The organism is Roseibium salinum (assembly GCF_026240905.1).
GTDB classification, from domain to species: Bacteria; Pseudomonadota; Alphaproteobacteria; order Rhizobiales; family Stappiaceae; genus Roseibium; species Roseibium salinum.
In genome coordinates, this window is the sequence record NZ_JAPEVI010000003.1 from 1,616,708 (window position 1) to 1,638,739 (window position 22,032).

A 22,032-nucleotide genomic window follows, 5' to 3' on the forward strand; every position below is an offset into this window, starting at 1 on the left:
CCGAGACAGCGCTACGCGCTTCTTCACGATGAGGCCGTCTTGGGGCAAGGTGGCGCTTTGCAGCGGGACTTGGACAAGGTCGGGAGTGCGACGTCCATATTTTGTCCAACCGTTCAAATATTTAGCAGAAATGTGAACAGCGGGCATGAGCTGATTTCCTGTCTTGTGCATGACGGCGATTCCACCTATAGGCATGATCTCGATGACCGCGACAGACACCCATCGAAACAGCCCCTTTCCCCATCGCCATCTGCTGGGCATAGAGGGACTTCACCCCCACGAAATTCTGGGCCTTCTGGACCGGGCCGAGGAAGCCGTCGAGGTTTCCCGCCAGGTGCACAAGCGCAAGCTCGTTCTTCAGGGCCGCACCCAGATCAACCTCTTTTTCGAAAATTCCACCCGCACCCAGAGTTCGTTCGAACTTGCCGGCAAACGGCTTGGCGCGGATGTGATGAACATGGCCGTCTCACAGTCCTCGGTGAAAAAGGGCGAGACGCTGATCGATACGGCGGCAACGCTGAATGCGATGAACCCGGATCTTCTGGTGGTCCGTCACCACGCGGCCGGGGCGGTTCACCTCCTCGCCCGCAAGGTCGGCTGCTCGGTGGTCAATGCCGGGGACGGCCCGCACGAACATCCGACGCAGGCCCTGCTCGATGCGCTGACGATCCGCCGCCACAAGGGAAAAATCGCCCGGCTGACCGTGGCGATCTGCGGTGACATCGCCCATTCGCGGGTCGCACGTTCCAACATCATTCTTCTCAATGCCCTGGGAGCCCGGGTCCGCGTCGTCGCTCCGTCGACGCTGCTTCCATCAGGTATCGCGAAGATGGGCGTCGAGGTCTTCAACAACATGCGCGAAGGCCTGCATGGCGCGGACATCATCATGATGCTGCGCCTGCAGCGCGAGCGCATGAACGGGGCCTTCATTCCGTCGGTGCGCGAATACTACCGCTATTACGGCCTGGACGCGGAAAAGCTCGCCTATGCCAGGGAGGATGCGCTGGTGATGCATCCCGGCCCGATGAACCGGGGGGTGGAAATCGATCCATCCGTTGCCGACGGACCGCAGAGCCTGATCCGCGAACAGGTTGAAATGGGCGTTGCGGTGCGCATGGCCGTGCTGGAAGCTCTGGCAGCCAACCTGCCGAACAACTAGAGGATTTTCATCGTGGCTATCGACACACCCAAACCTCTGGTTTTCTCCAACGCCAGGGTGATCGATCCGGCGCGCGAACTGGATGCTCCCGGCTCGGTAATCATCGCAGACGGCACCATCCTGGCCGCCGGCCCGGAAGCCGCCAACCAGGGCACGCCCTATGGTGCGGAGGTGATCGACTGCAAGGGCGCCATCGCCTGCCCCGGCCTGATCGACATGTGCGTTTCGGTGGGCGAGCCTGGCGCTGAACACCGCGAAACGCTGGCAAGCGCCTCAAATGCCGCGGCAGCAGGCGGAATCACCACAATCTGCACCATGCCGGATACCGATCCGGTGATCGACGACCCGGCGCTGGTGGATTTCATCCTGCGCAGGGCGCGAGATACGGCAAGCGTCAACGTCCTGCCCCTGGCCGCCCTCACCAAGGGCCTGAGGGGCGAGGAGATGGCCGAGATCGGCCTCTTGCAGGAAGCCGGCGCCGTCGCCTTCACCAATGGGCACAAGTCGGTCAAGAATGCCCAGGTCATGCGCCGGATGATGACCTATGCCCGCGATTTCGATGCGCTCGTCATCCATCACACGGAAGATCCGGACCTGGCAGGCGGGGTCATGAATGCAGGTCTCAACGCCAGCTGGAAGGGTCTGTCCGGCGTGCCGCGTGAATCCGAAATCATCATGCTGGAGCGCGACCTCCGGCTGGTCGGCATGTCCAGGAGCAAATATCACGCGAACCTGATATCCACCTCCGACAGCGCCGACGTGATCCGCACCGGCAAGAAGCGCGGCCTCGACATTACCGCCGGCGTTTCGATCAACCACCTCACCCACAACGAAAACGACATTGGCGCCTACCGCACCTTCTTCAAGATGTCGCCGCCGCTGCGTGACGAAGATGACCGGCAGGCCATGATCGCGGCCGTTGCGGACGGCACGATCGACATCATCTGCTCCAACCACGACCCGCAGGACGTGGAAACCAAGCGCCACCCGTGGGCGGAAGCGGAAGACGGGGCGATCGGCCTGGAAACCCTTCTGGCGGCGGCCCTGCGGCTTTATCACTCCGATCAGGTCGGCCTGATCACGCTTCTCGGCGCGATGACCTGCCGGCCGGCAGATCGGCTGGGGCTGGAGACCGGACGCCTCACCAAAGGGGCACCGGCCGATGTGACCGTCTTCGATCCCGACCGGCCCTGGGTCCTGGAAAAAAGCGCCATCCGCTCCCGCTCGAAGAACTCGCCTTTCGAAGACGCCCGCTTTTCCGGACGGGTGCTCCGCACCGTGGTCGCCGGCAGGACGGTCTACAACTACGCCTGATCCGGCGCCGACTTTGCGCACCGCCCGCACGTTGTGTGTCTGAGCGAAGCATCCTGCTTTGCGCCACAATTCTCCGCGAACGTGGCGCGAAACAGGTTTGCGAGGAATGGTCCGGATGCGTCTGACGGCTTTGATGGGGCTGGGTCTGGCTTATGTTCTGCTTGCCGGCGAGGCTTCGGCGGCGGACCTTTACGTGAAATACAAGCTCTACGCCCTGAGCCTGCCCATCGGCTCCGGCACGCTGTCGCTGGATGTCGGCGACGAAGTCTATTCCGTTCGTGCCGACGGCCAGACCGCCGCCTTTGGCCGGCTGATCTCGGACGGCAAGGGGTCGGTGAAGGCACGCGGCGGCATCCGCAAACTGGCCTTGCAGCCGGAAACCTATGCCTTTGACCTGAAGAGCGAGGACGAAACCGGCACCGTTTCCATGAACATGCGCGCCGGCAAGGTGGACAAAGTCGCCGTCAATCCGCCCCAGGACCGGATGAAGGAACGCATCAAGGTGACCGCGGATCATCTCAAGGGCGTTGTCGACCCGCTCACGGCGGCCCTCCTGCCGGCTCCCAAGGGCCTCTCGAAGGAAAGCTGCAACAGGACGCTGCAGATCTTCGACGGCAAGGAACGCTACAACGTTCACATGCACTACAAATCCCGCAAGTCCATGACGACCGCCGACGGCCGCTTCAAGGGCGATACCATTGTCTGCGGCGTGCGGTACGAACCCGTCTCCGGACACCGCCCGAAGCGCAAGTCGATCCAGGAGCTTGCGGCCAACACCTCCCTGGAGGTCTGGCTTGCCCCGGTCGGCGACAAGCCGTTCCTGGTACCCTTGAGGGCCAGCATCTCGCTTCCCTTCGGACGGGTCGTCATCCAGGCGGAAAAGTACAAGCTGTCGAAGCAGACGTGAGCTGTCGTCGGACCGTTCGATCCGATCGCGTCGGATGCCTTAAGAGCCGGCAGCACCCTTTTCCCTGCAAATCCCTGCACAGACGGTTTTTCGCGGTCGCCGGACTTGATCCGTCTCGCCGTGCCGTTACATTGCAGTGACTTTTTACAATGCACGTCATTGGAGTACCGCCGCGTGCCTGATCCGATCAGCTGGGCATTCGCCTGGCCCTATTATCTTGCCGCCCTCGCCTTCGGTTATCTGCTCGGGTCAATTCCCTTTGGCCTGATCTTCACGCGCATGGCAGGTCTCGGCGACATCCGCAAGATCGGCTCCGGCAATATCGGCACCACCAATGTCCTGCGCACGGGCAGGAAATCCCTGGCTGCCGCCACCCTTCTCGGAGATGCGCTCAAAGGCACGGTAGCGGTGCTGATCGTCAGGCATTTGTACGGTCAGGAAATGGCGCTGATCACCGGGCTTGGCGCCTTTCTCGGCCACCTCTTTCCGGTGTGGCTGAAATTCAGGGGCGGCAAGGGCGTTGCCACCTATCTCGGCATATTGCTCGGCCTCCACTGGCCGATGGGCCTTCTTTTCGCGGCAATCTGGATCGCCATGGCTGCCGTCCTCCGCTATTCGTCCCTCGCTGCGCTGACGGCGAGCCTTGCCACGCCCATCCTGCTCTATTTCGCCTTCAGCCGGGTGCAGATGGCCGAGATGTTCGTGTTGCTGACGGTTCTTATCTGGGCAAAACACCACGAGAATATCGGCCGCCTTCTGACCGGCAAGGAAAGCAGGATCGGCTCCGGATCCAAATCCGCTTCGCAGACTTCCGGCGCCGATACGGTGGGTCCTGACTCGTGAGCGGTCCCGTAGACCACAAGATGCTTCGGCTCTCCGATACCCAGAGGCTCGCCTGGCTGCGTCTGATACGGTCCGAGAATATCGGACCTGCAACGTTTTTCGATCTGGTCAACCATACCGGGTCCGCCGAGCGCGCCCTGGAGATGCTTCCAGAACTTTCAAAGCGCGGCGGCAAGAAGAGTTATCGGCTGTGCCCTGTCGAGGATGCGGAGGCCGAACTGGCGGCACACGGGAAACGCGGAGCCCGGCTCGTCGCCCTTGGCGAAGCCGACTACCCGCCGCACCTGAGGCATATCGACAGTCCGCCTCCCCTGCTGTCCGTCAAGGGCAGCCCGATCCTGGCACACACCAAGATGCTCGGCATTGTCGGTGCCCGCAATGCCTCGCTGTCGGGGCGGAAGCTGGCAGGCATGTTTGCGCGTGATCTGGGCGCGGAGGACTTCGTCGTCATATCGGGTCTTGCACGCGGCATCGACGCCGCGGCCCACGATGCCGCCCTGCCGACCGGAACCGTCGCGGTATTCGCCGGCGGGATCGATGTGCTCTATCCGCCAGAACATAACCGCCTGCTCGCCGCCATTTTCGATGCGGGCGGCGCGGTGATCAGTGAAATGCCGCTTGGCTGGAAACCGCGCGGACGGGACTTTCCAAGGCGCAACAGGCTGATTTCGGGATGCTCCTCGGGGTCATCGTCATCGAAGCGGCCAAGTCGTCGGGCTCCCTGCACACAGCCCGCTACGCACTGGAACAGAGACCGCGAGATCTTTGCCGTTCCCGGCTCGCCGCTCGATCCGCGCTCGGAAGGGGCCAATGGGTTGATCCGCCAGGGCGCAATGCTGGTGACCTCGGCCAGAGACGTTCTGGAAGGACTCAGCGGACGTATCGAGCCTGTCCTTCCCGTTCAACAGCGCCTTTTGGAAGAAGATCGTCCGCGGCCCTCTGCACTTTCGGACCCCGATGACCAGCTGCGGCAAAGGGTGATGTCCGCATTGGGGCCGACGCCGATCGATCTGGATGAACTCATCCGTTTCGTCGATGGGGATACCCGGTCGATTCATGTAATTCTGCTCGAACTGGAACTGGCAGGGCGGCTCGAACGTCATAGAGGCAATAAAATCTCGGCACTCATGTGAGAGTGAAATCCGATTGGCGCCTCAAGGGGAAACCCGTATCTGGACCGTACGGGTTGACCGGAATGATTCAAAGGTCCATTTGACAGGCGGCGGATGATCCGTGATCGTCTGCAGCCATAAATCACCTTCTCCACCGGACGGATCACCGCTTCCGGCAAAATAATTTGGGTAAGAATGAACGTCGTTATTGTGGAATCGCCGGCGAAAGCCAAGACGATCAACAAGTATCTTGGGTCCGATTATACGGTTCTGGCTTCCTTCGGTCACGTACGCGATCTGCCGCCCAAGGACGGATCGGTGAAGCCAGACGACGATTTCGCCATGAGCTGGCAGGTGGACAGCAAGGCGCAGAAGCGCCTGACGGAAATCGCCAATGCGGTGAAGGATGCCGACCGCCTCATTCTCGCAACCGACCCCGACCGCGAAGGGGAAGCGATTTCATGGCATGTCCTGGAAGTGCTCCGGAAGAAGCGGGTGCTGAAGGACAAGAAGATCGAGCGCGTCGTGTTCAACGCGATCACCAAGAAGGCGGTTCTGGAGGCGATGGCCAATCCGCGCGAGCTGGATACGCCCCTGGTCGATGCCTATCTTGCCCGCCGTGCGCTCGACTACCTGGTCGGCTTCACCCTGTCTCCCGTTCTGTGGCGCAAGCTTCCCGGCGCCCGCTCGGCAGGCCGTGTGCAATCGGTCGCCCTGCGCCTCATCTGCGACCGGGAAATGGAGATCGAGACCTTCAAGTCGCAGGAATACTGGTCGATCTTCGCAAATCTGAAGACGCCGGCCGGTGACACGTTCCAGGCCGGTCTCACCGGCTTTGACGGCAAGAAGATCGGCCGTCTCGATATCTCCAACGAGGCGGAAGCGAGCGCAATCAAGACCATGCTGGAAAGCGCCAGCTTCAAGGTCGACAGCGTCGCCTCCAAACCCGCCAAGCGCAATCCGGCAGCTCCCTTCACCACCTCCACCCTGCAGCAGGAAGCCTCGCGCAAGCTCGGCTTTGCCGCGTCACGCGCCATGCAGGTGGCCCAGAAGCTCTACGAGGGCATCTCGATCGGCGGCGAGACCACCGGTCTCATCACCTATATGCGTACGGACGGTGTCCAGATTGCCGGAGAGGCGATTGCTTCGGCTCGCGCCGTGATCGGCAAGGACTTCGGCGACCAGTACGTGCCGGAAAAGCCGCGCTTCTACTCCGCCAAGGCGAAAAACGCGCAGGAGGCGCACGAGGCGATCCGCCCGACGGATCTCGCCCGGCGCCCGAAGGATGTTGCCCGTTTTCTGGATCCGGACCAGGCCAGGCTTTATGAACTGATCTGGAAGCGCACCATGGCGTCCCAGATGGAATCAGCCGTCCTGGAGCGCACCACCATCGAGATTCTGGCGGATGGGTCCGGCAAGCGCGCGAGCTTGCGCGCGACCGGCTCGGTCGTCCGCTTCGACGGCTTCCTGGCGCTCTACCAGGAAGGCCGCGACGATGAAGAGGACGAGAGCTCCAGACGCCTGCCGGCCGTTGACGAAGGCGCACCGCTGACCGCTGCATCGGTTGACGACAAGACCGAAGCGATCGAAGCCTCGCAGCACTTCACCACACCGCCGCCGCGCTACACCGAGGCGAGCCTGGTCAAGAAGATGGAAGAGCTGGGCATCGGCCGTCCGTCCACCTATGCGTCGACGCTGCAGACCCTGCGCGACCGCGATTATGTCGAGCTCGAGAAGAAGCAGCTCGTGCCGCAGGACAAGGGCCGGATCGTCATAGCGTTCCTGGAGAGCTTCTTCCATCGCTATGTCGAGTTTGACTTCACCGCCAGCCTCGAGGAGCAGCTCGACAAGATTTCCGCTGGGGAGCTGTCCTGGCTGGACGTATTGCGCGACTTCTGGAAGGGCTTTTCGGCTGCGGTCAACGACATCAAGGACCTGCGCGTTGCCGAAGTCATCGACGCGCTCAACGAGTTGCTCGGACCGCACATCTTCCCGCCGAAGGAAGACGGCTCCAATCCCCGCCAATGCCCGTCTTGCGACACCGGCCAGCTGTCCCTGAAGGTCAGCCGCTGGGGCGCCTTCATCGGTTGTTCGAACTATCCCGAATGCGGCTTCACACGCCAGCTCGGCAAGCCGAGCGGCGAGGAAGGCGAAGGCGAGGAAGGGCCGAAGCTGCTGGGCCAGGATCCGGAAACCGGTCTCGACGTCACCCTTCGCAACGGCCGGTTCGGACCGTATGTGCAACTGGGAGAAGAGGCCAAACCGAAGCGCGCTTCCCTGCCGCGCGGCTGGTCCGCGCCGGACATGGATCTGGACAAGGCCCTGCAGCTCCTGTCCCTGCCCCGCGACGTCGGTCCGCATCCGGAAGACGGCAAGATGATCAGCGCCGGGATCGGTCGCTACGGTCCGTTCGTGCTGCACAACGGCACCTATGCCAATCTCTCCTCGCCGGACGAGGTGTTCTCCGTCGGCATCAACCGCGCCGTCGATGCGTTGGCGGAAAAGCGCTCGAAGACCGGCGGCAGGGCGACGGCGACCCCGGTGAAGGAACTTGGCGAGCACCCTCAGGAAGGCGGTCCGATCAACGTCTATGACGGGCGCTACGGGCCTTATGTCAAGCATGGCAAGATCAACGCGACGTTGCCGAAGGACACCGATCCGAAGGCGTTAACGCTGGAACAGGCCCTTGAGCTGATCGCGGCGAAGGCCTCCAAGGGCGGCAAGAAAACTGCCGCGAAGAAAACGACCGCAAAGAAAACGACTGCAAAGAAAGCGGCGCCCAAGAAGACGACGGCAGGTAAGGCAGCCGCCCGCAAGACCAAGGCGACTGTCGACGCTTCGTCCGAACAGGTGCCCTGGGATGATGCGTCTTGAGCGCCAAACGGATCAACACGCGCAAACACAGTGCCCGCAAGCGCGCAAAGGTGCCGGGCGAGATGCCGTCCCGAGAGGACATTCTCGCCTTCGTGGTGGATAATCCCGGCCGGGCAGGCAAACGGGAGATTGCCCGCCATTTCGGCATTGTCGGCGGAGCGCGCATTCACCTGAAAAAGATGCTCAAGGACCTTTCCGAGGAAGGTCTCGTCGAGAAGCACAAGAAGCGCATGATCCGGCCCGGCGACCTGCCGCCGGTCCTGGTCGCCAATCTCGTTGGCAGGGACCGTGACGGCGAGCTGCTCGGCATCCCGGTCGACTGGGACGACGAGGCGGGCGAACCGCCGAAGATCCTCGTTCTGGCAGGCAAGACCAAGAACACGCAGCCGGGCGTCGGCGACCGGGCGCTGGTACGCCTGACGGAGGGCGAGGCCGGCGACGAGGCGAGCCATGCCGCACGGGTGATCAGGGTTCTTGAGAAGAAGCAAGGTGCTATCCTCGGAATCCTGAGATTGCGGAGCGACAACCGCCCGCCTTATCTGGAGCCGATCGACCGCAAGCAGCGGGAACTGGACGTGGACCCCTCGGATCTGAAAGAGGCCGAGGACGGAGACCTCGTCAGTGTTCAGGTCACGCGCTCGGGCCGCTACGGCCATCCGCGCGCCTCCATCGTCGAACGCTTCGGCTCGATGAAGTCGGAGATGGCGGTCTCCGAGATCGCCCTGCATGTCCACAGCATTCCGCATGTCTTCCCGGCGAGCGTGGAGGCACAGGCCGAAGCGGCGAAGCCGGTGGAGAAGCTCGGCAAGCGCGAGGACTGGCGCAAGGTTCCGCTGATCACCATCGATCCTCCGGACGCCAAGGACCATGACGATGCGGTCTTTGCAGAACCGGACGAGGATCCGCAGAACCAGGGCGGGCACGTCGTCTATGTCGCCATCGCGGATGTCGCCTATTACGTGACGCCCGGTTCTCCCATGGACCGGGAGGCCAATCTGCGCGGCAACTCGGTCTATTTCCCCGATCGGGTGATCCCGATGCTGCCGGAGCGGATTTCCAACCAGCTCTGCTCGCTGCGGGAAAAGGAAGACAAGCCGGCCCTGGCCGTGCGCATGGTCTTCGACAAGACCGGCCGCAAGACCGGACATACCTTCCACCGCATCCTGATGCGCTCCGCCGCCAAGCTTTCCTATCTGCAGGCGCAGAAAGCCATCGACGGGGTCACGGACGAGAAGACCGGGACGATCCTCGACGGGATCTTGAGGCCGCTGTGGGAGGCCTACGAGCTTCTGAAAAAAGGCAGGGACGCACGCGAGCCGCTCGAGCTGGATCTGCCCGAGCGAAAGATCAAGCTCAAAGCGGACGGCACGGTCGACCATGTCTACGTGCCGGAGCGCCTGGATGCGCACAAGCTGATCGAAGAGTTCATGATCCAGGCGAATGTCTCTGCGGCCGAGACACTGGAGAAGCGCAAGACCCCTCTCCTCTATCGCGTCCACGATGCCTCGACGCCGGAGAAGCTGGAAAACCTCAAGGAATTCCTGTCAACCCTCAACATGAAATTGCCGTCGGCCGGTGGACTGAGGCCTGCCGTCTTCAACAGGATCCTTGCGCAGGTGAAGGACACGCCGCAGGCGCACCTCGTCAACGAGGTGGTGCTGCGCAGCCAGGCGCAGGCCGAATACGCGCCCCAGAATATCGGTCATTTCGGACTCAACCTGCGCCGCTATGCCCATTTCACCTCGCCCATCCGCCGCTACGCGGACCTGATCGTCCATCGGGGGCTGATTTCGGCGCTCGGTTTCGGCAAGGACGGATTGCCGGAAGGCATCGAGAGCAAGCTCGAGGTGATCGGAGCGGAGATTTCCGCGGCCGAACGCCGCGCCATGCTTTCCGAGCGGGACACGATCGACCGACTGATCGCCCTTTGGATGAGTGATCATATCGGCGCGACCTTCCAGGGCCGCATCGCGGGCGTGGTGAAATCCGGGATGTTCGTGCGGCTGGCGGACACCGGGGCCGACGGTTTCGTGCCGGCCTCCACCATCGGCGTCGACTATTACCGCTATGACGAAGGGTCGCATGCCCTGATAGGTGACAAAACCGGTGAGACCTACCAACTTGGAGATCAGGTGGAGGTCAGGCTGGTTGAAGCCGCACCTTTTGCAGGCGCACTGACATTCGAAATGCTCAGTCATGGACGGATTGCCGGCAAGAGTATCCGGAAAGCGGGACCCAAGACGCGGCGTGAACCGCCGAAAGGCGGGCGCCCAAAGACCTCCGCACGAAAACAGAGCCGAAGGAGGTCTTCGTGACGGTTCATTATGAATTGAATGGAACGCTGGAAAGCCCGCCGGCGCGGTCCGACAAGCCGCGCCGTCCGGTCATGCCGGCCATGCTGCGGGGCGCGGCCAACAGATGCATGAATTGCGGTCAGGGACGGATCTTCGACCGCTTCCTGAAGACGAACCATGCCTGTTCGCACTGCGGAACGGAATTTCATCATCACCGCGCCGATGACGCGCCCCCCTATTTCACCATTACCATTGTCGGCCACATCGTCATTCCGGCGCTCCTGGCCGTGGAAGTCATGTGGCACCCGGATCTCTGGATCCACATGGCGCTCTGGGTTCCGCTGACGCTGGTGCTGTCGTTCCTTCTGATGCAGCCGATCAAGGGCGCACTGGTGGGCCTGCAGTGGGCGCTCTACATGCACGGTTTCGATCCGGATGCGGAGGACGACCTGCCGCCTGTCCCCCTTCCCTCCGAAAGGACCACATGAACGGTTCATTCGAGAAGCGGCTGGCGAAAGACGAGCAAGCCGGAAATCATCCCTATATCCGGCCCAAGGATGCTGCGACGCTGCTTGTTCTCGACCGCGAGAGCAGCGGCCCCGTCAGAATCCTGATGGGACGGCGGCACCGGCGCCACGCCTTCATGCCGGGAAAGTTCGTTTTCCCGGGCGGGCGGGTCGACCCCTCCGATTCCAGGATCGCCGACGTGCTACCCTACCACCCCGCAGTGGAGGCAAAGCTCTCCGAAGACCTGAAAAGCGTGAAGTCCGCGGCGCGGGTGCGCGCCCTGGCCCTTGCCGCCATCCGCGAGACATATGAGGAAGCCGGGCTCTTCATCGGCAGGAAATCCTCCAGCGGCGCCTTCCGGCTCGGATCCGGTTTCGAGGCATTCGCCGAGCGGGGCATACAGCCGGACCTGAGCGGCCTGCGCATGATTGCCAGGGCCATCACACCGACGCAGCGCCCGCGGCGCTTCGACACCCGTTTCCTGGCCGTGTGGGCCAATGCCATTGCCGACCGGCTGCCGGACGGCAAAGGACCCTCCGGCGAGCTGGAAGACTGCGCCTGGCTCACCCTCGAGGAGGCGCGGGAAAAGGAACTGCCGATGATCACGACGAAAATTCTGACGGATCTGGAGGAGCGGCTGAAGAACGATCCGGATCTGTCCCCGGACACACCGGTGCCCTACTATTTTTTCCGCAAAGGCGGGTTTGTGAAGGAGATGATTTAACTCAGCGGTTTTCGGCGGCTATATAACCGCCGCAACCTTCAAAAACGCGCCTGAAACAACGCGGGTGCTTGACTTTCGCGCGCCGACGAGTAGTTTGCGCGCTGATTTCAGACATTGGGGCAGATTCATCGCCAGCCCATCTGGCCATAAGAACCCTTTGCCCGACAACCGAGAACAGGATCCAAGGCCATGGCCAAGGCGACAACAATCAAGATCAAGCTCCTCTCCACGGCGGACACCGGCTTCTTCTATGTCACCAAGAAGAACTCCCGCACGATGACCGAGAAGATGGTCAAGAAGAAATACGACCCGATTGCCAAGAAGCATGTCGAGTTCAAGGAAGCCAAGATCAAGTGATCTTGGCCTGACCCTATCCAGCAAAAAACCCGCCATCGCTGGCGGGTTTTTTGTTGCTCGAAGGCGGACGCGGCCAGCGCCCAGGCAAGTGGCGCAAGCCACTTGCAAGTTTACTGACCTGATCTCAGGTGAAAAAATAGTGGTCGGCGGGAACACGGCATACGAGGAGGCCACTCTTCGGCCGGTTCCCAGCCGACCTACCCCACGGACCCAGGAGATGCGGCGGACCTGAGCACTCCGAGGGGAAACTTTTGCCAAAATCGACGATTCAGTATTTGCAGTCCTCGTCAATATGACGGTCAGGGAAACCCCTGATCTGCGGCTACACTAGCCTATTGTAACCCGAATGCAACATTTTCCATAAAATATGCACAGAAACAATGTCGTTTTAGTAAATCCGTAACCTTAACATGAACCCGAAACCTGAGCCGGCGCATGGTTCAAGCGTCATCCGGTGGACATCTGCCACCGAAAGATGTGCGAAGTCTTGCGCCGTTCTTGGGACAGCAGGGTAGCAGACGCTCAGGCCTCGCCGAGATAGGCGCGGACTGTTTCGAGAAACTTTGCCACCGAAATCGGCTTGGAAATATAGGCCTCGCATCCTCCCTGGCGGATCCGTTCTTCATCGCCCTTCATGGCAAAGGCCGTGACCGCGATGACCGGGATAGACGAGATGTCTTCGTCTTCCTTGATCCACTTGGTGACCTCCAGGCCAGACACTTCCGGCAACTGGATGTCCATGAGGATCAGATCCGGCCGGTGTTCACGGGCCAGCTGCAAGGCCTCAATGCCTGTTCTGGTCTGCAAAGTGTTATAACCGTGCGCCTCGAGCAGATCATGAAACAGCTTCATGTTCAGCTCGTTGTCTTCCACGATTAACACGGTCTTCGCCATATGTTTGGCCCTTCACCCGGCGCGCGCCGGTCCCATTCATCTTTGTCGCAGCGTGTTGCCAGCCGCGGTGGAACCCTTCCCCGGTCCGCATTAAATGTGTTCTAACCCGGAATCGTTTCAGAAAGGCAAAAAAACACAATGAAAAAAATGCAAGGGAAGTCACTGTCCGTTGAAGAAGCACAGGAAATTGCCACCCAGGCGCTTGTTCAGCTTAGCGGCGATACGGAGCAGATCGGCCGGTTTCTAGCGTTTTCCGGTATCGGCCCGGACATGATTCGCGAAGCAGCCAGCGAACCCGGCTTTCTGGCGGGTGTGCTGGAGTTCTACATGATGGATGAGTCGCTCCTGCTCGCCTTTTGCGAGAACGCCGGAATCAGGCCCACGATGATGGCAGCCGCCCGCTACGCACTTGCCGGGGGAATGGATGACTACGCGTGAACCAACGGCAGTCCTGCCCGAGGTACTGGCGCAAATCCGCGCCCTCCCCGGGTCGGATAAGCCGCTGATCATCTGCGACGTCGACGAGGTGATCCTGCATATGGTGCTGCATCTGGAGGAGTACCTGCACGCGAACGGACTGATGTTCCTGAAGCATGAGTACCGGCTGACGGGGAACATCTGCGGCAAGAGCGACAGGGTCCTCATTTCGTCTGACGACGTGCGCCGGCATCTCCTGATCTTTTTCGACGAGATCTGCCACCGGCAGGACATGGTATGCGGAGCCGATGAGGCCCTGCTGCAATTGGCGGCAGACTGGGAGATCGTCCTCCTGACCAACCTGCCGGGCGGTCACAACAAGCCCGCGCGCGAACAACTGCTGTCGGGCATGGGCATTCCCTATCCCGTCCTCACCAATTCAGGCCCCAAGGGCGGGGCCGTTGCCGCACTCTCGGCAGGCAGGCAAGGACCTCTGGTATTCATCGACGACAGTCCGACGAACCATGCGTCGGTCCACGCCTCGTTTCCCTCGGCGGTGCAGGTTCAGTTCGTCGCCGATCCCCGGTTCCGCACCTCCTTGGCACAGGAAAAGCATATCGATCTCATAACCGGCGATTGGCAGGAGACCGCGGCCTTTATCGGCGCTATTCTGGAAGGATCGACATGCTAGGTCGTGGTGAGGATTTAACCATTATGCCGGTTTGCGTGAGATTTGTTCAGGATCAGTCTATGCCGAGGAAGGACATGCCGGGCATATTCGACGAGCATGGGCCGATCCTGGGCAGATCTCACGCAAATCCCTTCGGGACGAGGCCCATTTCGCCCCTGGACGTCGTTGCGAAATGCTTGAAGTGGGCCACACTGCTGCGCATTTCGCGTCTCGCCAGGAACGAAATGGGCCTCGCCGGCACAATGGTTAAATCGTCACCACGACCTAGACGCGGAGCGGCTGATTTCTGCTCCGCGCAGTTCTTGTGAAGCCAGTATCTTGACCCAGAGCGCGCCGGAAAATCGAGCCCTTTGCCGGGATTGCGGCATGCGCCTTGGCGCGACCCTCGCCAGATGCGCGTCTTGCGGCAGTCCGCGTCTCGTCCGCCATCCGGAGCTGGACAGGCTTGCGATCGCTCATATCGATTGCGACGCGTTTTACGCTGCCATCGAAAAACGGGACAATCCGGAGCTGCAGGATGTTCCCCTCATCATCGGCGGCGGTCAGCGGGGCGTGGTTTCGACCTGTTGTTACATTGCACGGATCTACGGCGTGCGCTCGGCCATGCCGATGTTCAAGGCGCTGGAAGCCTGCCCGGATGCCGTGGTCATCAAACCGAACATGGAAAAATACGCAAAGGTCGGCAAGGAGATTCGCGAGCGCATGCTTGCTCTCACTCCACTGGTGGAACCAATCTCGATTGACGAGGCCTTTCTCGATCTCACCGGCACGCAGCGCTTGCACCACGCGACACCCGCCGAAACGCTCGCCGGTTTTATCCGGGCCATCGAGAGGGATATCGGCATCACGGCGTCGGTCGGTCTTGCGCCCAACAAGTTCCTGGCAAAGCTTGCCTCGGACCTCGAAAAACCCCGCGGTTTTTCTGTCATCGGCGCTGCGGAAGCCAAGGCGGTGCTCGCTGCCATGCCTGTCGGCAGGATCTGGGGCGTGGGGAAGGTCTTCCAGCAGAAGCTGGAAAGGGACGGCATCAGCACCATCGGCCAGTTGCAGACCGTGGATGCCGCCGATCTTGCCCGCCGTTACGGGTCGATCGGTCTGCGCCTCGCCCAACTCGCGCAAGGCGAGGACGCGCGTCTGGTCACGCCGGAACGCGGTGCGAAAAGCGTATCGTCGGAAACGACGTTCCGGACCGATATCTCCAGTTTCCAGACGCTCCGTCCCATCCTGCGGGATCTTTCGGAAAAGGTCTCCGCCCGGCTTAAAAAGTCGGGTCTTTCGGGCCGGGGGATCACCCTTAAGCTCAAGACGTCCGACTTCAAGACGATCACCCGCGCCCGGCACCTGAGCGATCCGACGCAGCTTGCGGACAAGATCTATTCCGCGGGCGTCGATTTGCTTGAAAACGAGACCAATGGCCGGAAATTCCGGCTGATCGGCATTGGGGTCAGCGATCTGGAAACGGCGGACCGCGCCGATCCGCGGGACCTTCTGGATCAATCCGCCGAGCGGCGCAAGAATGCCGAACTCGCAGTCGACCGGCTGCGCGACAAATTCGGCAAATCAGCCATCGAACTCGGCCTGACCCACGTGACCAGAACCGCCGAGAAGCCCAAGAAAACCTGAGGGCAGCCGTTCTGCTTCGATATGGGTCCGTACCCTAGCGCTGCGGGCAGTCGCCCCTGTCGTAGAGCTCGAGCGCGGCCATCTTGCCCTTGATGGTGAAGTCACCATAGTCGAGCTTCAACTGACCGCTGATCCCATTCTCGTACAGCCAGAAGGAGAGCTGGTAAACCGGCACCTGTTCTCCGCTGGCGTCTTCCGCAGTCGGATCGAAATAGGCAACCGTCACCGGCCAGTAGCTGAGCCCTGCGAGCGGTGCTTCGGGGCCGTCGGATCCGGGCTTGACGGGGCTCATCGCCCGATCACCGATGACCGTGGTCGTCGCATAGACCTTTTCGCCGGTTTCCGCGCCGTCATAGATATCGGCGGCCAGGAAGTGCACGCCTTTGTCGGCGGATTCCAGAATGGCGATAAGGTGTTCGGTCGGAAAGAGCACTTCCCTGCCGATCTTGAGGGACTTCTCGGAAGGCTCCTTCAGCTTGACGGTCTTGGCGCCGGCCGCCGCGTGCGCGGTTCCCCTCGTCTCCTCAACCAGTTTCTGATCCACGAACGTCTTTGAGAGAAACTGATAGCTTTCCGCCCTCGGCTCTTCGAAGGACGTTGTCTGCAGATCGGTGATCTGGGAACCGCCGCTGGTGTCCTGGAATTGCGTTACGAAGCGGAAATTGACGCTGTAGCCTTCGCAGGCGTTCCCGGTGAAATCGTAGACCATGCGCCCGTTCAGGCCGGCAATGCCCGACTGCTCCTCCAGTTCGCCGAGTTGCATGTCGTAGACGGCCCGGTGCGGCACCAGTCGATGGCCGGCTGTCGCGCCGACGGACGCGGCCTGTGCCCCGCCCCACGGTCCGGTGCTCATGACACACGCCAGTAGCACCCCGCAGACGGCCAGGGACACGGACTTAGGAACGCGCTGCATCAGTCAAACCTCGTTTTCGTCCAAGCGGCTGGCATTATGCGGCAAACCGAGTGTTTCGATATAGCGAATAAATGCCTCACGGCTCAACTTTCAAGTTCCCGCTTTATTTCATACAAATCCGCCGGAAGATTGATTTCACAGCAAAACAGTGCCTTCTCTTCCACAGTTTCGTTTCCCGGCCGCCGTCGATTTTGGCCTTGTCAGCTATTGGGAATTGCGCCAAGACACCGGGAAGACTTTCAGCTGGAGACGCCAAATGAGCACCATTCAATCCCGTTTGTCCGACCTCGGTATCACACTGCCGGATGCGGCAGCTCCCGCAGCCAACTATGTCCCCTTCGTGAAGACCGGCAACCAGCTGTTCGTTTCAGGTCAGCTGCCGATGGAAGGCGGCAAGATCAGGGTCAGCGGGAAACTCGGAGGTGATCTCGGCGTGGAGGACGGCAAGGCCGCGGCAAAACTGTGCGCCATCAATCTCCTGGCCCAGGCCAAAGCCGCAACAGGCGACCTGGAGAAGGTGGTCCGGCTCGTCAAGATCGTCGGGTTCGTGAATTCCACCGCCGATTTTGGCGATCAGCCGCAGGTGATCAACGGCGCATCGGACTTCCTCGTGGAAGCGATGGGCGACAAGGGCCGTCACGCCCGCTCCGCCGTCAGCGCCGCGTCCCTGCCCTTTGGGGCCGCTGTAGAGATCGAAGCCATTTTTGAAATCGAAGACTAACTCTTCCCGTCGCGGCACCGGATCGGCCGGTGCCGCCTCTCTTCAGCAAGACCTTTTCCATGACACCCGAGCTTGATGCCATCTTCGCCCGCCCGATTGCCCATCGCGGCTACCACGACGCCGACAACGGCATCATCGAGAACACCCCGACGGCCATCCGCAGAGCGATCGAGAAGAACTTTGCCATAGAGGTCGATGTCCAGGAAACGGCCGATGGCGAAGCACTCGTCTTTCACGACTATACGCTCGACCGGTTGGCGGAAGGCGCGGGGAACGTTATCGGGCAATCCTCCGCGGACCTCGTTCAGGTCCACATGAAAACCGGCACGGACAAATTGTGGCTGCTGCAGGATCTGTTCGATCTGGTGGACGGCAAGGTGCCGCTCGTCATCGAGATCAAGTCGCACCTGCGCCGGGATGCGCAAGCCGACTTCGTCCGCCATGTCACCGACCAGGTCACCGCCTATCGCGGACCGGCCTGCATCAAGACCTTCGATCCGGACATGCTGTCCATTGCCAGGGCCCACAACAGCTCGGTCTTGCGCGGCATCGTTGCCGATGCTGCTGCCCCCGGGCCGGACTACGGGCTGCACGGCCGCATGGACCGGTTCATCCTGCGCCACATCCTGCATGCGCCGCGCACCCGGCCGCATTTCATTTCCTACAGCATCAAGGACCTGCCGATGGCCGGGCCGATCCTGATGCGCTCCCTTTTCAAGCTTCCGTTGATGTGCTGGACGGTCCGGACGCGGGAACAGCGCGAAAAGGCGGCCCGCTATGCGGACCAGATCGTATTCGAGGGCTTCGACCCGGACAAAGGGCCGGCCTAGGATACGGCCCCGGCGAGGTCAGCGCCTCTTGCGCTGCAAAACAGCAGCGCTACATTTTGATCGTGGTTTCGAACTATGGTTATCTCTGACGCATGACCTCACCCCCCACCAAGGACAGTCACAACCCGGCAATGCCCGGCGACGGGGACACCGTGTCCTTGCGTTTATTGTCCTCGCTGAAGGACGTGCAGGCAGACGCATGGGACCAGGTGGCCAATCCGGGTTGGCGCCTGTCCGGACGCGGTCTCCTGCAACGGGACGAATGCTCCGCGGGCCTGAGCGACCTCACCCTCGCTCTTGGCGGCGATGCCGGTCCGGCCCCGGAAGAAACGCCGTTCAACCCTTTCCTCTCCCACGCTTTTCTTGAGGCGCTGGAGCGAGCGGGCTGCGCCACAAGCTCTACGGGCTGGTTGCCACGGCATATGCTTCTGGAAGACAGGGCGGGCACGGTTCTGGGCGCAGTGCCGGCTTATCTGAAAAGCCACTCCCAGGGCGAATATGTGTTCGACCACGGCTGGGCCGACGCGTTCTACCGGGCCGGCGGCGAGTATTATCCCAAGCTTCAGATTTCGGTCCCGTTCACCCCCGCAACCGGCCGCCGGTTCCTGACCGGACCGGGGGTCAACCGGGAAGCTGGCCTGCAGGCGCTTGCCGCCGGGCTGGTTCAGGTCTGCCAGCGCACCGGCGCCTCCTCCGTCCATGCGACGTTTCTGACCAAAGCCGAATGGGACACGCTGGGAGAACTCGGCTATTTGCGGCGCACGGACCAGCAATTCCACTGGGAAAACAGCGGCTATGACAGCTTTGACGGGTTCCTGGCGAACCTTGCCTCACGCAAGCGCAAGGCCATCAAGAAGGAGCGGCGCGAGGCGTTGAGCGCAGAGGGGATCGAGGTGGAATGGGTGACCGGCTCCGATCTGACGGAAGCCCATTGGGACACGTTCTTCACGTTCTACATGGACACCGGCAGCCGCAAATGGGGCCGGCCCTATCTGAACCGCAAGTTCTTCTCGCTGATCAACGAGCGACTGGCAGACCGCACGCTTCTGGTGCTGGCCAAGCGCAACGGACGCTACATCGCCGGTGCGCTCAACTTCATCGGTTCGGAGACGCTTTTCGGCCGTCACTGGGGCTGCACCGAGCATCATCCGTTTCTGCATTTCGAGCTGTGCTACTACCAGGCCATCGACTTCGCCATTGCAAGGGGCTTGAAGCGCGTGGAGGCCGGGGCCCAGGGCGCTCACAAGCTTGCCCGGGGATATTTGCCCACGACCACCTATTCCGCCCACTGGATCGCCCATGAAGGCCTGCACGATGCCGTGGCGGATTTTCTCGAACACGAGCGTATTGCCGTCGAGCGCGAGAACGAGGCCCTTGCCGAACACGCCCCTTTCAAGAAGGGCGGCTAACTCGTCGAGCTAATCCAGGCTACGGCCCGCTATAGGACCAGGCGCATCTCGAATTGCTTGAGAAGCTCTTCCGCCCCTGCCCCGCCCAGAAAGGCGTTGAGACCTTCCGCCGCCTCATCGACATTCACAAAGTTCAGTTGCTCCCCTCGCGTTCGTGTGGCGAGCTCGCTCAGCAGGGCTTTTCCGAGGCCGCGCCGGCGATGGTCGCGGTGCACCGCAAGCTGGGCAACCGCGCCATCCTCGAAAGCCGCCGCCCAGCCCAGAAGCCGGCCATTGTGCCGCGCGCCGACCAGATGCACGTCAGGGCTCAAGGCGATCATTGCAGAGCGGCTGTTTTGCGGAGTGGGTTCGGTATCGAAATAGGCGCCTTCGTCTGCGGGAAGCTCGTCTATTTCCAGCATTCCGATCGACCATCGACCTGAATTCGCCTCCTGCAGGGCGGCCTTCTGCAATTTGTAGACGCGCAAAGTGCGATGGCGCTGAAATTCCAACTTCTCATAAGCGCTGACGGCCTTGGCATTGGTCGTGATCACTTCCAATTGCAGCCCGCTCGCCGCCTCCGCACGCTGGACATCCAGAACCGCTTCCAGGAGCCCGCGCGACAAACCTTTCCGGCGGTGCGCCGGATCTGTGCCGACCGACAGGGTGTAAGCCCTGCTGCCATACCGCCGGTCCGGTGGACTTGAAAACCAGAACGCAGCCACACGTCCGTCCTTCAGAGCCACAAAGGAGTGCCGCGCCGAAAACCCGCGCTGACGCTGAAACTGCGAAAACCGGCTTTCGCTCATGTGCATGGGAACGAGATAGTCGGAGAACGCGGTGTTCATGGCCGCGCACAAGTCCTGCGGGCTCACGCCCCGGCAATCCGTGATCCGATAGCTCATAATCAGCAGTGGTGTTGGGGATCCTTGCCGGACCCGATTTCAGGGCAGGAGCCGGGCGCGGCAAGCGGCGCCCGGTCTGGGAGTCTGCGCAGGCCAGATCGCAATGCGGCGCCTGTCAGTAGGTGTCGGCCACGTCGTACATGACCGGTTCGAAGCTCTTGCACAGCGCGCTGATGCGCCGGTTGCGCTCGCGCATCTCTGCTGAACGCAACATCGCCAGGAAATCCTCGCGCTTGCGCCATTGCGAGTAGTTGGCGATGCGGGTCTGCGCGTCATTCACGTGGAGACCGGCTCCGATGAAGCCCGGCTGGTGCTGAATGAAATTCTCGTAGGCGTCCTTGAGTTCTTCCAGCAGGTCGAAACATGTTCCCGGTGTCATTTCGAAGGTGGTGATGACTGTCTGACAATCGGCGTCACTGGAAATTTCGGGCATGGCTCTCCTCCTCTGCCGCATGCCGGGAGGCTGGCACGTTTTTTCGGCTCCGGCAACATGGCACGGAACCTGTCCGGATTGAATTGCATTGCGCCGGCCCACGCGCCGTCCTTAAACTTGCAGACAGATCCAGGCTCGGGAACGTTCCATGACGTCGTCTTCCTACTACTTCCCCCAGGGCGGGCACCCGCCGCAAACACAGCTGCTGACGGACCGCGCGGTCTTCACCGAGGCCTATGCGGTGATCCCGAAAGGATCGATGCGCGACATCGTCACCAGCTATCTGCCGTTCTGGGAGAGAACCCGGCTCTGGGTCCTATCGCGGCCCCTCTCCGGATTTGCGGAAACCTTCTCCCAATACATCATGGAAGTGCAGCCGGGCGGCGGCAGTCAGAAGCCGGAGACCGACGTTCAGGCCGAGGGGGTCCTGTTCGTGGTTGATGGCAGCCTGACCCTGGTGATCGAAGGCGATCTTCATCTGTTGGAGGAAGGCGGATATGCCTACCTGCCCGCCGGCTGCCGCTGGACCTTGAAGAACGAAAGCAGCGGGCCTGTGCGGTTTCACTGGATCCGCAAAGCCTATGAAGCCGTGGAGGGCCTTTCCAGGCCACCGGCTTTCGTAACCAACGAAAACGAGATTACCCCGGTCGCCATGCCGGGCACGGACGGCAAATGGGCCACCACGCGCTTCGTGGATCCTGACGACCTGCGTCACGACATGCACGTGACCATCGTCACGTTCGAACCCGGTGCCGTCATTCCCTTCGCCGAAACACATGTGATGGAGCACGGGCTCTATGTGCTGGAGGGCAAGGCCGTCTACAGGCTCAACCAGGACTGGGTGGAGGTGGAAGCCGGAGACTACATGTGGCTGCGCGCCTTTTGTCCGCAGGCCTGCTACGCCGGCGGACCGGGAAGATTCCGCTATCTGCTGTACAAGGACGTCAACCGTCATATGAAACTGGGCCAGGTCTGACGCCTCCCCACGACTTCAGAAATTGAGTCCGGCATCATCGCTATCTCATTGGGATTAAAGACGGAGAAGGCTCGGTCAACCGTCCGATCGTCCTCCCGGACGCAGCAAAGCGGAGATCCGGGACCGGTGAGCCGAAGCCTATCGGGTGGA

General features: G+C 61.5%; 21 protein-coding genes. 17 read left to right on the top strand and 4 right to left on the bottom strand.

Annotated features, from left to right (window positions below):
• Positions 1-202 precede the first annotated feature (202 nt).
• From ON753_RS12040 to rpmG, 10 genes are all read left to right on the top strand, one after another.
• The gene (locus ON753_RS12040; RefSeq protein WP_377046972.1) at positions 203-1,159 is read left to right on the top strand and encodes an aspartate carbamoyltransferase catalytic subunit; all 957 of its coding nucleotides are present in this window, start codon (positions 203-205) and stop codon (positions 1,157-1,159) included.
• Positions 1,160-1,171: 12 nt separating this feature from the next.
• Positions 1,172-2,473, top strand: a complete 1,302-nt coding sequence (locus tag ON753_RS12045) for a dihydroorotase (protein ID WP_265962805.1) — start codon at positions 1,172-1,174, stop codon at positions 2,471-2,473.
• A 115-nt stretch (positions 2,474-2,588) separates the two neighbouring features.
• Positions 2,589-3,380 carry a DUF3108 domain-containing protein gene (locus ON753_RS12050; protein WP_265962807.1) on the top strand — a complete coding sequence of 264 codons (792 nt, stop codon included), beginning with the start codon at positions 2,589-2,591 and terminating at the stop codon, positions 3,378-3,380.
• 174 nt (positions 3,381-3,554) lie between these two features.
• Complete coding sequence (gene plsY, locus ON753_RS12055) at positions 3,555-4,223, top strand: glycerol-3-phosphate 1-O-acyltransferase PlsY (protein WP_265962809.1); 669 nt, start codon at positions 3,555-3,557, stop codon at positions 4,221-4,223.
• Positions 4,220-5,356 carry a DNA-processing protein DprA gene (locus tag ON753_RS12060; protein ID WP_265962811.1) on the top strand — a complete coding sequence of 379 codons (1,137 nt, stop codon included), beginning with the start codon at positions 4,220-4,222 and terminating at the stop codon, positions 5,354-5,356. The genes plsY and ON753_RS12060 overlap by 4 nt, the downstream gene beginning before the upstream one ends.
• Before the next feature lie 174 nt (positions 5,357-5,530).
• Entirely contained in the window at positions 5,531-8,209 is a 2,679-nt protein-coding gene (topA, locus tag ON753_RS12065; protein WP_265962813.1) for a type I DNA topoisomerase, read from the top strand.
• A gap of 62 nt (positions 8,210-8,271) precedes the next feature.
• On the top strand, positions 8,272-10,524 hold the full coding sequence (gene rnr, locus ON753_RS12070) for a ribonuclease R (protein WP_265967136.1): 2,253 nt from the start codon (positions 8,272-8,274) through the stop codon (positions 10,522-10,524).
• Positions 10,521-10,991 carry a DUF983 domain-containing protein gene (locus ON753_RS12075; RefSeq protein ID WP_265962815.1) on the top strand — a complete coding sequence of 157 codons (471 nt, stop codon included), beginning with the start codon at positions 10,521-10,523 and terminating at the stop codon, positions 10,989-10,991. The genes rnr and ON753_RS12075 overlap by 4 nt, the downstream gene beginning before the upstream one ends.
• Positions 10,988-11,734 (top strand): NUDIX hydrolase, encoded by a 747-nt coding sequence (locus tag ON753_RS12080; RefSeq protein ID WP_265962817.1) that lies wholly within the window; start codon positions 10,988-10,990, stop codon positions 11,732-11,734. The genes ON753_RS12075 and ON753_RS12080 overlap by 4 nt, the downstream gene beginning before the upstream one ends.
• Before the next feature lie 189 nt (positions 11,735-11,923).
• A complete protein-coding gene (gene rpmG, locus ON753_RS12085) occupies positions 11,924-12,091 on the top strand; it encodes a 50S ribosomal protein L33 (RefSeq protein ID WP_094070346.1) in 168 nt (55 codons plus the stop codon).
• Between the two features lie 522 nt (positions 12,092-12,613).
• Here the strand turns inward: rpmG and ON753_RS12090 are convergent.
• Positions 12,614-12,985 (bottom strand): response regulator, encoded by a 372-nt coding sequence (locus ON753_RS12090; protein WP_265962822.1) that lies wholly within the window; start codon positions 12,983-12,985, stop codon positions 12,614-12,616.
• 138 nt (positions 12,986-13,123) lie between these two features.
• Here ON753_RS12090 and ON753_RS12095 point away from each other — a divergent pair, with 138 nt between their 5' ends.
• The 3 genes from ON753_RS12095 (at position 13,124) to ON753_RS12105 (ending at position 15,716) form a co-directional block, all read left to right on the top strand.
• A complete protein-coding gene (locus ON753_RS12095; RefSeq protein WP_265962824.1) occupies positions 13,124-13,423 on the top strand; it encodes a DUF3572 domain-containing protein in 300 nt (99 codons plus the stop codon).
• Positions 13,410-14,093 (top strand): hypothetical protein, encoded by a 684-nt coding sequence (locus tag ON753_RS12100; protein ID WP_265962827.1) that lies wholly within the window; start codon positions 13,410-13,412, stop codon positions 14,091-14,093. The genes ON753_RS12095 and ON753_RS12100 overlap by 14 nt, the downstream gene beginning before the upstream one ends.
• Before the next feature lie 315 nt (positions 14,094-14,408).
• On the top strand, positions 14,409-15,716 hold the full coding sequence (locus ON753_RS12105) for a DNA polymerase IV (protein ID WP_377046999.1): 1,308 nt from the start codon (positions 14,409-14,411) through the stop codon (positions 15,714-15,716).
• Positions 15,717-15,750: 34 nt separating this feature from the next.
• Here ON753_RS12105 and ON753_RS12110 read toward each other — a convergent pair whose 3' ends face one another.
• The gene (locus ON753_RS12110) at positions 15,751-16,569 is read right to left on the bottom strand and encodes a cell envelope integrity EipB family protein (RefSeq protein ID WP_265962833.1); all 819 of its coding nucleotides are present in this window, start codon (positions 16,567-16,569) and stop codon (positions 15,751-15,753) included.
• A gap of 316 nt (positions 16,570-16,885) precedes the next feature.
• On the opposite strand from ON753_RS12110, the gene ON753_RS12115 reads away from it, so the two are divergent.
• The 3 genes from ON753_RS12115 (at position 16,886) to ON753_RS12125 (ending at position 19,589) form a co-directional block, all read left to right on the top strand.
• Positions 16,886-17,350, top strand: a complete 465-nt coding sequence (locus ON753_RS12115; protein ID WP_265962834.1) for a RidA family protein — start codon at positions 16,886-16,888, stop codon at positions 17,348-17,350.
• Between the two features lie 59 nt (positions 17,351-17,409).
• Positions 17,410-18,180: a glycerophosphodiester phosphodiesterase family protein gene (locus ON753_RS12120; protein ID WP_265962835.1), complete on the top strand. Its 771-nt coding sequence runs from the start codon at positions 17,410-17,412 to the stop codon at positions 18,178-18,180.
• 92 nt (positions 18,181-18,272) lie between these two features.
• Positions 18,273-19,589, top strand: a complete 1,317-nt coding sequence (locus ON753_RS12125; protein WP_265962837.1) for a GNAT family N-acetyltransferase — start codon at positions 18,273-18,275, stop codon at positions 19,587-19,589.
• Positions 19,590-19,618: 29 nt separating this feature from the next.
• Here the strand turns inward: ON753_RS12125 and ON753_RS12130 are convergent, their stop codons facing one another.
• Both ON753_RS12130 and ON753_RS12135 read right to left on the bottom strand, forming a co-directional pair.
• Positions 19,619-20,443, bottom strand: coding sequence for a GNAT family N-acetyltransferase (locus ON753_RS12130; protein WP_265962838.1), 825 nt, complete (start codon positions 20,441-20,443; stop codon positions 19,619-19,621).
• A 145-nt stretch (positions 20,444-20,588) separates the two neighbouring features.
• Complete coding sequence (locus tag ON753_RS12135) at positions 20,589-20,906, bottom strand: antibiotic biosynthesis monooxygenase family protein (protein ID WP_265962840.1); 318 nt, start codon at positions 20,904-20,906, stop codon at positions 20,589-20,591.
• A gap of 148 nt (positions 20,907-21,054) precedes the next feature.
• On the opposite strand from ON753_RS12135, the gene ON753_RS12140 reads away from it, so the two are divergent.
• On the top strand, positions 21,055-21,882 hold the full coding sequence (locus ON753_RS12140; RefSeq protein WP_265962842.1) for a bifunctional allantoicase/(S)-ureidoglycine aminohydrolase: 828 nt from the start codon (positions 21,055-21,057) through the stop codon (positions 21,880-21,882).
• Positions 21,883-22,032: the final 150 nt, after the last annotated feature.

Bases quoted from the DNA above. Each gene is read 5' to 3' on its own strand.
- ON753_RS12040 (WP_377046972.1), top strand. From the start codon at position 203: ATGACCGCGACAGACACCCATCGAAACAGCCCCTTTCCCCATCGCCAT.
- ON753_RS12050 (WP_265962807.1), top strand. From the start codon at position 2,589: ATGCGTCTGACGGCTTTGATGGGGCTGGGTCTGGCTTATGTTCTGCTT.
- topA (WP_265962813.1), top strand. From the start codon at position 5,531: ATGAACGTCGTTATTGTGGAATCGCCGGCGAAAGCCAAGACGATCAAC.
- rnr (WP_265967136.1), top strand. From the start codon at position 8,272: ATGCCGTCCCGAGAGGACATTCTCGCCTTCGTGGTGGATAATCCCGGC.
- ON753_RS12080 (WP_265962817.1), top strand. From the start codon at position 10,988: ATGAACGGTTCATTCGAGAAGCGGCTGGCGAAAGACGAGCAAGCCGGA.
- rpmG (WP_094070346.1), top strand. From the start codon at position 11,924: ATGGCCAAGGCGACAACAATCAAGATCAAGCTCCTCTCCACGGCGGAC.
- ON753_RS12090 (WP_265962822.1), bottom strand. From the start codon at position 12,985: ATGGCGAAGACCGTGTTAATCGTGGAAGACAACGAGCTGAACATGAAG.
- ON753_RS12095 (WP_265962824.1), top strand. From the start codon at position 13,124: ATGAAAAAAATGCAAGGGAAGTCACTGTCCGTTGAAGAAGCACAGGAA.
- ON753_RS12100 (WP_265962827.1), top strand. From the start codon at position 13,410: ATGACTACGCGTGAACCAACGGCAGTCCTGCCCGAGGTACTGGCGCAA.
- ON753_RS12110 (WP_265962833.1), bottom strand. From the start codon at position 16,569: ATGAGCACCGGACCGTGGGGCGGGGCACAGGCCGCGTCCGTCGGCGCG.
- ON753_RS12115 (WP_265962834.1), top strand. From the start codon at position 16,886: ATGAGCACCATTCAATCCCGTTTGTCCGACCTCGGTATCACACTGCCG.
- ON753_RS12120 (WP_265962835.1), top strand. From the start codon at position 17,410: ATGACACCCGAGCTTGATGCCATCTTCGCCCGCCCGATTGCCCATCGC.
- ON753_RS12125 (WP_265962837.1), top strand. From the start codon at position 18,273: ATGACCTCACCCCCCACCAAGGACAGTCACAACCCGGCAATGCCCGGC.
- ON753_RS12135 (WP_265962840.1), bottom strand. From the start codon at position 20,906: ATGCCCGAAATTTCCAGTGACGCCGATTGTCAGACAGTCATCACCACC.
- ON753_RS12140 (WP_265962842.1), top strand. From the start codon at position 21,055: ATGACGTCGTCTTCCTACTACTTCCCCCAGGGCGGGCACCCGCCGCAA.